The sequence below is a fragment of the Acidimicrobiia bacterium genome (assembly GCA_016650365.1).
Lineage (GTDB): Bacteria > Actinomycetota > Acidimicrobiia > Spongiisociales > JAENVV01 > JAENVV01.
The window spans coordinates 38,459-53,708 of sequence record JAENVV010000188.1 but is presented as its reverse complement, the minus strand read 5'-3'; the positions used below and the strand labels follow the sequence as shown (position 1 = coordinate 53,708).

The following is a 15,250-nucleotide window of genomic DNA, read 5'->3' as shown; positions in this document are numbered from 1 at the left end:
TTATACGGTGTTGGTGTCTGATCCTGACCCGCTCAACAATACGGTCACCGTCACCGGCACCGACCCCGACGGTCAACCCGCCACCCCCGCCACCGACACCCACAGTCTCGATATTGATTTCGCACCGGGCCTAGCCATCGCCAAATCAGGACCCGCCACCGCACTCGTCGGCGAAACGGTCACTTACACATTCACCATCACCAACGACACCACAGGCGGCGACGGATCACCGATCGGTTCAGTTGACGTGGCGGACCCGTTTGGGGTGCCGGTGTACGTCGGCGGAGACACCAACACGGACGGGTTCCTCGACCAGGGTGAGACCTGGACGTACTCGATGCCGTACACCATCGGGGCCACGGACCCGGATCCGCTGGTGAACACAGCAGAAGTCAACGGGGTTGATCTCGACAACGACGACGTTGGCCCGGTTAGCAACTCCCACTCGATAACCGTCATACCGTCTGGCACGGTCACGGAGGTCGTCTACGAGGATGTCGACGGGGACGGCCTCTATACATTCGGGGTCGACTCGCCCCTGGTCGGGGTTGACGTCACGTTCACCGATGTAAACGGCGCATCCCAAACGATTCCGACGGATGCCAACGGGGAGGCCAGCCTGCTGGTTGAGGTTGGATCGACAACGGTTGACGTGGTTGACGCGACCCTTCCGGCCGGAGGTGCGTTGGTCGGAGGGACCGACCCCACGACGGTGACCGCCACAGCCGGAACCGAAACCGTCGATACGACTGGCTATGCGTTTGCAGGCGCGGTCGGCGACTTTGTGTGGGACGACCTCAACGGCGACGGAATCCAAGACGGTGGCGAACCGGGCATTGCGGGCGCCACGGTCTATCTCTACGACGCGGACGGAACGTCCTTGGTTGCGACAACCACGACCGACCTCACCGGTGCCTACTCGTTCGTGGGGCTGTCGCCGAATAACTTTGTGCTTGAGTTTGATCTGACGACCAACACGGCTGGTTCCTCGTTCGTCTTCACCCTCCAAGACGAGCTGTCGGACGACACGGTCGACTCCGATGTCGATCCGGCGACCAGCCGGGTCACCATCACCGTATTGGCGGGGGCGGCCAGCGACACGGTGGACGCAGGGGCTTACGTGCCCATCACGATATCCGACTTAGTATGGGTCGATTCTGACGGTGATGGCATTCAGGATGGAACCGAACCGGGGCTTGATGGCGTAGCTGTAGAACTTCTTGATGGCGCGGGCGGCGTAGTTGCTTCGACCACCACATCGGGCGGGGGCTTCTACTCGTTCGGTAATCTGATTCCTGGAGCCTACGAGATTCGCTTCGTGGCGCCTTCCGGCTACACGATCACTGGAGCCAATCTCGGCGGCGACGATGCACTTGACTCGGACGCCGATCCAGTGACCGGGGAAGGCGGCATAGTCACGTACATTTCGGGCGATTCCATCACAGACCTTGACGCCGGCATGTATGTGGCTGGCTCCATCGGCGATTTCGTTTGGGAAGACCTCAACGGGAATGGCGTCCAGGACGACGGGGCCTCCGGGATCGCCAGCGTAACCGTGACGGCCACCTACTACGGACCCGACGGAGTTGTTGGCACCGGCGACGACGCCACCCTGGTCACCACGACGGATGTCGACGGGCTGTATCTCTTCGACAGTCTTGCGCCGGGTTTATATGACGTCGTGGTCAGCAATCCGGTCGGATCAACGGCCACAACGCCGACCACGTTCACCGCGATATTCGTGACGTCGGGGAGCAATTACCTCACTGCTGATTCGGGCTACTACTACCCGGCTGACCTTGGGGATTTCGTCTGGGTCGATCTCGACGGCGATGGCATCCAGGACAGCGGTGAACCTGGACTGGCCGGTGTAACCGTCACACTGGTGGGCACGGATGGTCTCGGAAATGCCGTCAGCTTGTCAGACGTGACGGACGCCGGCGGCGCTTATGGATTCGCAAACCTGGCACCGGGCACCTACACCCTTGGCGTTGATGGAACCGGATGGACGTTCACGCTCCAGGACAGCGGCGGTGACGCTACCGACTCCGATGTGAGTGCCACCGGCACCGTCGCCGTGACAGTCGTCTCTGGAGCCGATGACCTGTCGGTCGATGCGGGCGTCTTGCCGATCACGATCGGAGACTACGTCTGGGAGGACGGTAACGGCAACGGTTTGCAGGACTCTGGCGAATTGCCACTGGGGGGCGTCGAGGTCAACCTTCGCGACGCGGCCACCGACGCGCTCGTAGCCACCACCACCTCAGCCGCAGGTGGGTCCTACTCGTTGGCGGCTGCTCCAGGCAATTACGTCGTCGAGTTTGTGGCACCTGCCGGCTACGAGTACACCGAGTCGAACGTCGGAGCCGACGACGGCACTGACTCGGACGCATCCCAGCTCACTGGCCGAACCGGGACGATTACGGTTACCGATTCTTCCGACCCAATCATCATTGTTGACGCCGGCTTCTATCAGCCTGCAACCATTTCCGACTTTGTCTGGGTCGATGCCGATGGCGATGGCCTCCAGGGTGGCACCGAGGTCGGGCTGGATGGCGTCGCGGTGACGCTCAACGGAGTCGACGGTGCCGGCAATGTCGTAAGTGTGAGTGATACGACCGCCGGTGGTGGACTGTACGGGTTCGACGTTCCGCCCGGCACCTACACCGTCACCTTCGACCTGTCGACGGCTGTCGGCTCGTACGTTCTCACCGCCCCCGACGCCGGCGACGACACTCTGGATTCAGATGCGGGATCTGCCGGCGATCCGTCGGGTAGCGCCCCGGCCATCACCGTTGCGTCAGGTGAAGTCAACGCGACGGTGGATGCGGGCGCTTATGAGGGCGTGACCATTGCGGGTTCGGTGTTCGAAGACGCCTTCGCCGAGGGAACGCAGGACGTTGCCGATGTGCCACTGCAAGGGATCGGGGTGACGTTGCTCGATGGTCTAGGAAACGTAGTTGCCAACACGACCACCGACATCAATGGCGACTACACATTTGTGGTTCCGCCTGGGGACTATCAAGTCGTTATCGACACGACCGGGTACCTCGTTTCTCCCCAAGATGCCGCCGCCGACACCATTGATTCCGACATCGACTTGACCGGTGCGACGTCGATCTTCGCGGCGGCTTCGGGCGCCACCTTCGATTTCGATGGCTTGCTGTATCGCCTTGCCACGATCTCGGATCTCGTGTTTGTGGACCTTGATGCCGATGGGATTCACGATGTCGCAGAGCCTGGTCTCGCCGTTATCACCGTGAGCCTGTTCGCAGACGTTGATCAGGATGGGAATCCGGACGGCCCTGCACTGAACTCAACCATCACCGACGCCGATGGTTTCTACGGATTTACGACCGACCCCGGCAGGTATGTTCTGGTCGTCGACGGAAGTGGCTTCACCTTTACCGCGGCCAATGTCGGGGCGAACGACGCCCTTGACTCGGATGTGGACGCAACGGGCACGACCGGCACCGTCACGGTTGCGTCAAGTCAGGTTGATGACTCGGTTGATGCGGGCGTGCTACCTGCACTCCTTTCGGACTTCGTTTGGAATGACCTCAATGCAGATGGGATCCAGGACGGAGGCGAGGCTGGTGTTCAGAACGTTACGGTCAACCTCTGGGCGGATACCTCGGGCGACGGGACGCCAGACACGGTCATTGCCACCGATCTTACAGATGTAAATGGCATCTACGAGCTGGCGGCCGCTCCCGGTACCTACCTCATCGAGTTCGACTATTCGACAGCCGTTGGTTCGTGGGTCAGTTCACCGGCCAATCAGGGAGCCGATGACGCGGTCGATTCCGATGCCGATCCGGTCACCGGAGAAACGGCAATTTTCGTGGTGCTTGACGGTTCGTCCGACGACACGCTCGACGCAGGCGCGTATCTTGGTGCCACCGTGTCGGACTTCGTCTGGGACGACCTCAACGGCAACGGCGTCCAGGACGGCGGGGAGCCTGGTCTGGCCGGTGCGATCGTCAACCTGGTTTCGGGACCGGGTGTTGACGGTCTGTTCGGCACACTCGATGACGTCGTGGTCACTACCGACACCACCGACCTGAACGGGGCGTATTCGCTCAGTGCGTCTCCCGGCAGTTATACGGTCGTGTTTCTGGCGCCCGGCGGCATGGTCTTCACGCTCGCCGATCAGGGCAGCGACCTCTTGGACTCGGACGCCCTCGTAACCGCCGATCCGACGGTGGCCATCGCGGCTACCACCCTTGCTTCTGGCGAGGTCGATGCGACCCTCGATGCCGGACTGTTTACGCCCATCATCATTTCAGATCTTGTCTGGTATGACATCGATGGCGATGGAGGCTTCGACGCCGGCGAGCCGGGCCTCGCCAATATCACCGTGACGCTCTTCGCAAGTGACGGTACGACGGTTCTTGAGACCGCAATCACGGACGTCAATGGCATGTATTCGTTCACAGTGGTTCCCGGTGACTATGTCGTCGCCGTTACAACTGGAACGCTGCCGGCCGGAATGACAGCTACCTATGACCTGGATGCGGTCCTTGATTCCGCGACGGCGCTTACCGCAATCTCCGGTACCGACAACGCCGACGTTGACTTCGGGTACACCGGCACCGGTTCGATCGGCGACGCGGTTCTCGAAGATTCCAACGGCGACGGCACGCTCGGAGTGGCCGAAACGACCGGACTGCCAGGTGCGACGGTCGAACTCACCTGGGTCGGACCTGACGGCGCCGCGGGCACCGGTGACGACGTCACCTATCCCACCCAAACCACCGGCCCGATCGGTGCCTACGACTTCACGTTACTCCCCGCCGGTCAGTATTCGGTCGATGTCATTGCGGAACCCGCCGGCTACACGTTGACTACCGTCAACGATCCGTTGACGGTGAATCTGGCTGCCGGCCAGGACTTCAACGCGGCCGATTTCGGCTATGCCGCTCTGGCTACGGTCTCCGATTTCGTCTGGACCGATACCAACGGCGACGGAATCCAGGATGTCGGTGAACCCGGTCTTGACGGAGTCACGGTGAACCTGGTGTCGGATCCAGGGACGGACAGTCTCTTCGGAACTGCAGACGACGTCGTCGTGGATACAACCACCACCGATGCGCTCGGTGCCTATTCGTTGACGGCCTTGCCGGGCGACTACACCGTCGTGTTCTTTGCGCCGGCGGTGACGTCGTTCTCACCGACCAATCAGGGTGGTGACGACACGGTCGATTCGGACGCGGTCGTGACGGCCGATCCCGGCATTGCCATCACCCCGACCACGCTGACCTCAGGACTCGTCGATGACACGGTCGACGCCGGACTCTTCGCCAATGCAAGCGTTTCGGACTTCGTCTGGGAGGACATCAATGGAAACGGCCACCAAGATGACGGCGCCGCCGGGGTTGGTGGAGTGACGGTGACGCTGGTTTCTGGCGCCGGTCTCGACGGCCTGTTCGGAACGCTGGATGATGTCATCGTCGACTCGACGGTGACGGATGGGAATGGCGCATATGTCCTATCTGCTGCGCCGGGGTCATATAGGGTCGTGTTCGACACCTCGACCGCTGCGACGGCCTTCCGGTATACGACCGCCAACGCCGGAGGAGACGACACCGTCGATTCCGACCCTGTGCCGGCCATCGACATTCAGATCGGCACGGTGGCGATCGTCCTCACCTCCGGCCAGGCAGACGCAACGGTCGACGCCGGTCTCGTGGAAGCCACTGTCATATCGGATCTTGTTTACCACGATGTTGATGGGGACGGGATCTATACATCTGGAACCGACATTCCGCTGGTCGGAGTCACGATGACCCTTACCAAACCGGACACCTCGACGATCACGGCTGTCACCGATGCCAGCGGTACCTACTCCTTCACGGTAGATCCCGGCACCTACGGCGTCACCGTTGACACGGCCACGGTTCCCGCCGGGATGGTCATAACCCAGGACCCTGACGGCAACGCCGATGACACGGCAACCGTCACCGTTACCTCCGGCGAGGTCAACACCACGACCGACTTTGGGTATACCGGCTCAGGATCGATCGGAGATCTTGTTTTCGAGGATGTTGACGGGGACGGCGTCTATTCCGCCGGGATCGACACACCACTTGACGGCGTACCGGTCTTCGCTACCTGGGCTGGCCCTGACGCAGTCGCCGGTAACAGCGACGACGTCGTCTATACGACCACCACCAACGGAGGGGGCTTGTACAACCTTGCCCTGTTGCCGGCCGGTGAATACACCATCGATGCTGACGCGACAGCCACCGGGTTGACGGCTCCGGTGCCGACGACTGGCGATCCCCAGACCTACGGTCTCGCGACAGCCGAAGCGTACCGCGGAGCCGACTTCGGATATTACGAACCCGCCACCGTGACCGGTCAGGTCTGGAGCGACCTCGATGCAAACGGCATCCAAAACGGCGAGCCATTCGTGCCGGCAGTCCCGGTTGAGCTGTGGAGCGACACCACGGAGAACGGGATCGCAGATACGCAGACTGCCACGGTGGCGACGGACGCGACCGGCACCTACACCTTCTCCAATGTGGCTCCTGGTGACTATGTGGTCATCGTCGACGGTGTCGGGTTCACATTCACAGCTCAGGACAGTGGCGCCGACGACTCGATTGACTCCGACGTTGCTTCCACGGGTGTATCACCGATCTTCTCGGTGAACTCGGGTGACGTCATCGATGGACCCGATGCGGGGTATCTGCCGGCGAGCCTGGGTGACCGCGTCTGGAACGACCTCAACGGGGACGGCATCCAGGATGTCGGAGAACCGGGCGTCGCCGGTGTCGTCGTGAACCTCTATGACGCCGCCGACCTGATCACCCCAATATCAAGCACCGCCACATCCGGCGGCGGCCTGTACGGGTTTGCGGTGGCTCCCGGCGCCTACGTCGTCGAGTTTGTCGCACCTGGTGGATCGGTGTTCTCGGCTCCGAATCAGGGAGGTGACGTCACGCTCGATTCGGACGCCGCCCAGATCACCGGACGAACTGGCGTCATCGGAATCACCGACGGAATCGGCACACAAGATCTTGATGCCGGACTCGTCGTACCGGCGACCATCGGCGATACGGTGTTCTCCGACCTTGATGGGGACGGCGTCCTCGATCCAGGTGAGCCGGGGCTGCCGACGGTTACGGTCAACCTCATCGACGGCGTCGGCACGACGACCGACACGGCGGTGACCGATGCCAGCGGCAATTACCTGTTCACGAACGTGGCACCAGGCAGCTACACGGTGGCCGTTGACGGATCGACCGTCCCGGCTGGATACATGGAGACCACCACCGATCCGCTCGCGGTGATCGTATTGTCCGGTGACTCGGTCACTGCGGCTGATTTTGGTTGGGTGCCCCCATCTGCGATGACGGTTGTCAAAGATCCGGCCACCCAAACGGTTGTATCCGGCGGTGACGCGGTGTTTACGATCACTATCACCAACACGGGCGGAACGACCCTGACGAACCTGGCGGTCGACGATCCGCTCGCAATGTGTACGCCGACCGCGGTCACCTCGTTGGCGGCCGGGGCACAGTCGGTTGTCAACTGCACCACTTCAGGCGTGACAGCGGACTTCACGAACTCAGTAACCGTCACGGCCGATTCGCCTGCGGGCGCGCTGAACGAATCGGATAGTGCTGATGTGGTGGTACTGAACCCCAGCATTCTGGTGACCAAGAGCCCGGCCACCCAGGAGGTCGTGTCGGGTAGCACGGCAAGTTTCACGATCTCAGTTGCCAATGATGGCGCAACCGATCTGACGAACGTCGTCATCGATGATCCACTGGCGAGTTGTGCGAGCACCGCGATCGCCAACTTGGCTATCGGTGAATCCGTGGATGTGAGCTGTACGACGGGAAATGTCACGGCCAACTTCACGAACTCGGTCACCGTGACCGCCGACGATCCACTCTTGACCGAGGTCACCTCGACCGACACGGCGGACGTGGTGGTCCTCACGCCGGCGTTCTCCGTGGTCAAGAATCCGGCGACCCAAAACGTGGCTCTCAACAGTGACGCCGTCTTCACCGTAACCATCACGAACACCGGTGAAACGGCTCTCACGAATATCACGATCACTGACGGCCAGGCGGTGTGCGACCTCACGTCGATCGCCAGCCTGGCAATAGGTGCGAGCCAGGATGCCATCTGCACGACCAGTGGCGTGACGGCCGACCTCACCAACACCGTCGACGTCACCGGCGAAGACCCACTCGGAACCGTGCTCTTCGGATCGGACACTGCCGACGTAACAGTTTTGGTACCGGGTGTCTCGATCACCAAGGATCCCGCTGTTCAATACGTAGTACTTGGTGGCACGGCAACCTTCAACTTCACGGTCACGAACACGGGGGCTCTCGATCTGACCAACGTCAGCGTCACGGATCTGTTCGCCCCCGGTTGCGATACGTTCTTCTCACTTATTCCGGTCGGTGGAGTCGAGACGTACTCCTGTGCTCAATCGCCGGTCACGGGCGACTACATCAACCAGGCGAACGTCGAAGCGACTGACACCGCAGGCAACCCGGTGAGCGACACTGATACCGCTTCGGTCGACATGATCCAGCCTGCCATCGACATTCAAAAGGGTCCTGATCCGACCTTCGCCAGGGCAGGTGACACGATCACATTCACGATTGACATCGCCAACACCGGTGACATAGGTCTGACGAATGTCGTGGTGAACGACCCGCTGACCGCAACCTGTGATGCCACCTTCCCCTCCCTGGCGGTGGGGGTAACCGAGATGTATACGTGCACCATGACGGCCACAGCAGACTTCACCAATGTCATCGGAGTCGTGGCCGATGAACCCTCCGGTGGAACGGTGACTGCCGGCGACTCGGCAGACCTCGATGTCATTGCCCCGGGGATTCTCGTAACGAAGAGCCCGGCTTCCCAGGAAGCGATCGTAAACGGTGACGCTACGTTCACTATCGCCATCGAGAACACTGGAGACAGCGCCCTGAGTAACGTCGTCATCTCCGATCCTCTCGCCCCGGCTTGTGATGCGACGTTCGCAACGCTGGCGGTTGGTGAAACGCAGAGCTACTTGTGTGTTCTGTCGCCCGTAACTGCCGGCTTCACCAACACGGTCAGCGCTTCCGCCGATGATCTCTCTGGCCAGGCCGTCACGTCAATGGATTCAGCTGCCGTTACCGTGGTATCCGGCAGAATCGACATCCAGAAGACCCCGAACCTTCAGACGATCCTCGCCGGCGACCCGGCGACCTTCGGGATCACAGTGACCAATGGTGGAACCATTGACCTGTTCAATGTTGTCGTGTCGGATCCGCTTGCCCCGGCCTGCGACAACGCCATCGGAACGTTGACAGCCGGTTCATCCGTTTCCTATGCATGTGTTCTGGCGGCGGTTCCCGGTGACTTTACGAACACGGCGGCGGTCACGGCTGAAGACGCGGTCGGTAATCCCGTTACCGATTCCGATGTGGCCGAGGTAGACGTCATCCTGCCTGCCATCTCGATTTCCAAGACACCGGACGTCCAGACCGTCACCTATAACGGAACGGCCAGCTTCACCGTAGAGGTGACCAACGACGGAGACGCCGACCTCACCACGATTGTCGTGTCGGACCCGAATGCGCCGGCCTGTGACTCAACCATCGCCACGCTCTTGATCGGTGAAACGGTTTCGTACTCTTGTACGCTGTCCAACGTTGTCGCCAGTTTCACAAACACGGTCAATGTCGTCGCCGACGAACCGTCTGGAGGCACCGTCACCGCCACCGACACAGCGGACACGACCGTGTTGGTTCCGGCTGTCGAGATCCAAAAATCCCCGGACTACCAGATCGTCGGACTGGGTGGCACCGTCGACTTCACCATCACGGTTACCAATACGGGCCAGACCGATTTGTTCAACGTGGCGGTCACCGACCCGTTGACTCCAGCGTGCGATGCGTCCGTCGGCTCGTTGTTCATCGGCGAATCGACCTCTTACTCATGTAGCTCGAACCCGGTGGCGGCTGATGTCACCAACACGGCCAACGTGACCGGCACCGATGCCCTCGGCGGAGTCTGGTCCGACAGCGACGTTGCGGACGTAGATCTCGTCGATCCAGGGTTGGAGATCTTGAAGACCCCGAACCTGCAGACGTTACTGTCTGGTGAGACGGCCACCTTCGATATCACCGTGACCAATACGGGCGACATAGACCTGCCCAACGTGGCCGTTTCCGACCCGCTGGCACCCGACTGTGATAATCCCATTGGACTCCTGACAGCCGGGTCCTCGGTGACCTATACCTGTACGCTGTTGAACGTCACTGGCGATTTCACCAACAACGCCGCCGCCACTGCGGACAACCCGCTCGGAGGCACCATCAGTGTCAGCGACTCTGCGGATGTCGATGTCGTGTTCCCCGGTGTTGAGATCCAAAAGACTCCTGACCCAGAGCAGATCGTGGTCGTCGGAGATTTGGCTACCTTCACCATTTTGGTGACCAACACCGGTGACCAGGACCTGACCGGCCTCCTGGTCAACGACCCACTCACCCCGGCTTGTGATTCAGGGCCGTTCGATCTGGTGGTCGGAGACAACACCAGCTATACCTGTTCAACGACAGTCTCGGCAGACTTCACGAACATTGCCTCGGTGTCCGGGACCGACGCGCTTGGCAACCCCGTGAGCGATTCCGATGATGCTTCGGTCGACGCGATCGACCCGTCGATCACCATCTCGAATACACCGGACGCCCAGACCGTTATTTATGATGCGACCGCCAGTTTCACCATCGAAGTGACCAACAACGGTGACGTCGATCTGGTCAATGTGATCGTGACCGACCCGAACGCTCCGAACTGCGCAGTCACGATCGCAACCCTGGCGGTCGGTGAGACCGTCACCTACACGTGCACGCTGGACAACGTGACGGCCGACGTCACCGCCACCGCGAGTGTGACTTCGACCGATCCCCTCGGGAACGCAGTGACCGACGCGGATGGCGCCGACGTGGTCGTGCTGGTTCCTGGAATTGAGATCCAGAAGACACCGGATTTCCAGCAGGTGCCGGTGGGTTCGGCGGCGACCTTCACAATCACTCTGACCAACACCGGTGCGACCGTCCTGGCTGACCTCGTCGTCTCCGATCCGCTCGCGGCCAGCTGTGGCCGGATCGTCAGTTCGCTTGCCATCGGCGCAACGACTTCGTATTCGTGTACCGCGACGGTCAGCGCCGACTTCACGAATACGGCGTCGGTCACCGCCAATGACCCGCTCGGGAATCCGTGGATCGACAGTGATACCGCCGACGTCGATGCGATCGCTCCCGGTCTTGCCGTGACAAAGTCGCCAGATGTGCAATCCGTGCCGCTCGGCGACGATGCCACGTTTGTCATCGAGGTCACGAACACCGGTGACGTAGATCTGACCGACGTGAGCCTGGTCGACGCTTCCGTGCCTTCCTGCGACTCCACGATTGCTTCGCTGCTCGTCGGCGAATCGGTCAGCTACAACTGCGTCGTAACCGTGAATGGCGACTTCACGAACACGATCGTGGCGTCGGGTCTTGACCCCAATCTCGATCCGGTTGACGGTGGGAACGACTCGGCTGACGTCACGGTTCTGTTGCCAGGTGTCCTGGTGGAAAAGGTCGCCTCCCAAACAGCTATCGGCATCGGTCAGGACGCCACGTTCACAATCACGGTCACGAACACAGGTGACGTCACCCTCACCACGGTCGATGTGGTTGATGCCGGCTACCCGGCTTGTGACAACACCGTCGGGCCACTGGCGCCGAACGCCAGCACGTCATATGTGTGCACCGTCGCCGACGTCCTGGTCGGCTTCACAAACACCGTGGATGCGTCAGCCCTCGATGGCAATGGCAACCCGGCCACCTCGTCCGACTCAGCGTCGATCACCGTGCTGCCTGCCTCCATCACCATCGGCAAGGTTGCGGACTTCAGCACAGTCATTGACAGCGGAGACATCACCTACACGATCACTGTCCAAAACAACGGTCCGGCTGATCTGGCCAACGTCTCGGTAGTGGATCCGTCATTGCCGGCTTGTGACAACGCCTTCGCCGCTCTGGCGGTCGGCGCCACCCAGACCTATACGTGCGCGCTGGCCGGGGTTGATGCGACTACCGGCGATCCGGTTGTCAACACCATCAGCGTGACAGCCCAAGATGAGGCCGGCAACGACGTGGTCGACTCTGCCAGCGAAGTGGTGGACGTCCTGGTTCCTGAACTCTCCGTCTTCAAGGCCGCCGATACCCCGACGGTGCTCGAGTCCGGAACGGCCACCTTCACGATCACCGTCATCAACACGGGGGAGACGGCACTAGACACCGTGACCATCACCGATCTGGCGTACCCGGCTTGCGGCGGTACGTACGCGACGTTGGCCATCGGAGAGGTCCAGTCGTACACCTGCGATGTCTTCGGGGTCACGGCCGACTTCACGAACACGGTGAACGCCTCAGCGACCGATCCGATCGGCGGCGCAGTGACGGGCACGGACAGCGCTTCGGTAACCGTCATCCGGACCGGGGACCTCAGTGGCTTTGTCTTCACCGATGAAAACGGCGACGGCGTGTTCAACCCGGCCGACGGCGATGCCCCTCTCTCGAATGTTGACGTTGTTCTGACAGGCTCAAGCGGACCACCGGTCACCGTTGTCACCGACAGTTCGGGCCTCTATTCGGCCACCCTTCCGGTTGGCAACTATTCGGTCAACGTCGACGAGACAGATGTCGACTTCCCGGTCGGCTACGGCAACGAAACGACCGGAACGGACGGCCAGACGGTCAACGTTGACGATACCGTCCCGGTCACAGCGTCTTACATCGGGTACGCGCCGGCTGGCGACATCGCGGGAATGGTCTGGGATGATGTCGACGGCGACGGGCTCCAGGATGTGGGCGAGTCGGGTCGCCCTGGCGTTGTCGTCAATCTGTGGCTTGACACCGATAACAATGGCAATCCCGACACGGTCGTCGCCTCGACGACTACCGACGGCAACGGTGATTACTCCTTCATCGGTATCGCGGACGGTGTCTACGCGGTTGAAGTGATCGCCTCCTACGTGAGTCCAATGGACGTCGGCGGCGACGATTCGATTGATTCCGACCTCGATCCCGTGACCGGTTTGAGCGGTCCGGTGTCAGTGTTGCCCGGATCCAAGGTTGATATCGACGTAGGTGTTTACGTTCCTGCCTCAGTCGGCGACCTCGTGTATATCGATCTCAACGGGGATGGCGTACGCGACGTAGGCGAACCTGGTTTCAGTGGCGTCGTCGTTACTGCAACGAATACGTCGAGTGGCGCCGTCTTCACCACAACCAGCGACCCCGCAGGCGGCTACTCGTTCAGTCTCCCGCCGGGCAACTATGACGTCGCCGTGGTCGAGCCGGTTGGGACATCGGTCACGACCGCCAATAATCCAACCAGCCTCGCATTGATGAGTGGAGACGCCGTCGATATGGTCGACTTCGGCATCTACGCCGTCGGTTCCATTGCGGGCCGAGTCATGCTCGACGTCAACGGTGATGGCGCCGACGGTGGCTCCGAGCCCCCGCTGTCCGGGATCATTGTCGTAGCAACCTGGGCCGGTCCGGACGCAATTGTGGGGAACGGTGACGACGTGTCCTATCCGACGGCCACCGACGCGGGCGGTTTCTATCAGTTCGTGAACGTGCCGTCCGGGGACTACCGGATCGTCGTGTCTCTACCGACGGGTGCCGCATGGTCATTCGATCCGGACCTCACTCCCGACGGTATCGACCTGGTCACCTTGCTGCCTGGACAGGCTGTGGTTGGGGAGGACTTCGGAGTCGCCGGCCAAGGGTCCCTCACCAATCGGGTGTACTTTGATATCGATGCCGATGGAGCCGCCGATGCCGGTGACCCGGGTATCGGAGGCGTGGACGTAACAGTGGTCTGGGCAGGGCCGGATGGTGTTCCAGGTAACGCCGACGATGTCACCTACCTCGTATCCACCGATGCGGCCGGTAATCTTACGGTTCCCTATTTGATGCCAGGCGCATACACGATCGCGATTGACGCCGGTACGTTGCCTCCGGGAGTGATCCAAACCGACGACCCGGACGCCATCGTGGATGGGGCGACGGCAGTGACCGTGAGTCCGAATCAAGCGGTGATAGTTGGGCCCTTCGGCTACACCGGCACCGGAGCCCTCGGGGACACCGTGTTCAGCGATCTTGATGGCGATGGTATCCAGGGCGCCGGGGAGCCAGGTATACCGGGTGTCGGGGTGATTGTGACGTGGGCAGGCCCGGACGGCCTTGCAGGTACGACTGACGATGTGGATTACGTTCAGGTAACCAATGCTGCCGGCCACTACCTCGTATCTGGACTTGTCGCCGGATCGTATGTGGTGGCGCTTGACCCGACGACCCTCCCGCCTGGTCTGGGCGGAGCATTCCCCGTTTCAGTGAGTCTCTCCGCAGGTCAAATCTATCTCGACGCAGACTTCGGACTGGGAGGGAACCTACCGCCCATCGCCACCGACGACAGCGCCGTGACGCTCGAAGATCAGCCGGTAACCATCGTCGTGCTCAACAATGACGGTGACCCGGAAGGTCACACGCTGATTGTGACGACCGTGACCCAACCTCCCAACGGGTCCGTCACGATAAACTCGGACGGCACCATCACCTACGTACCCGATCCCGACTTTGCCGGGGTGGATTCGTTCACCTATACGATCTGCGAAGACACGTCCATACCGACCACCGGGATCGCCCCGACCGGTGAGTGCGCTACCGCCGTGGTCACGGTCACCGTCACCGACGTCAACGACCCACCCGTCAATGAAGGTGAAACCATCATCACGGTTACCGTTGGTCAGACCGTCCCGTCTCTCACCTTCACCGACCCGGAAGGTTCCGAAGTCCGATTTACTCTCATCGGAGGGGCCTTACCGCCAGGCGTGACCATGAACCCTGACGGAACGTTCACCGGAACGACCAAGGGCGCCGGAACCTACACATTTGTGGTCAGAGTCTGCGATACAGATGGGGCCTGTACGGTGGTCACCGTTTCCGTAGTGGTGCTTCTTCCACCGGGGCCGAGCGGGTCAGGCGGGGAACCGGGTATTCCGTACACCGGCTACAACTCGATGGCCCAGCTGGTGCTGGCACTTCTGCTCATCCTCGGCGGGCTGGTACTTGTGGGAATGTCGAAAGACCGGCCCGTTCCACGGAGTCTGGCGGTTGGACGCGAACCCGACGAAGACCTGCTGTAGCGCTTCAACCGGGCAGGGTGGGTT

1 protein-coding gene is annotated in these 15,250 nt (G+C 61.3%); it reads left to right on the top strand.

Annotated features, from left to right (window positions below):
* Positions 1-13 precede the first annotated feature (13 nt).
* On the top strand, positions 14-15,226 hold the full coding sequence (locus JJE47_11510; GenBank protein ID MBK5268048.1) for a DUF11 domain-containing protein: 15,213 nt from the start codon (positions 14-16) through the stop codon (positions 15,224-15,226).
* The last annotated feature ends 24 nt before the right edge of the window (positions 15,227-15,250 follow it).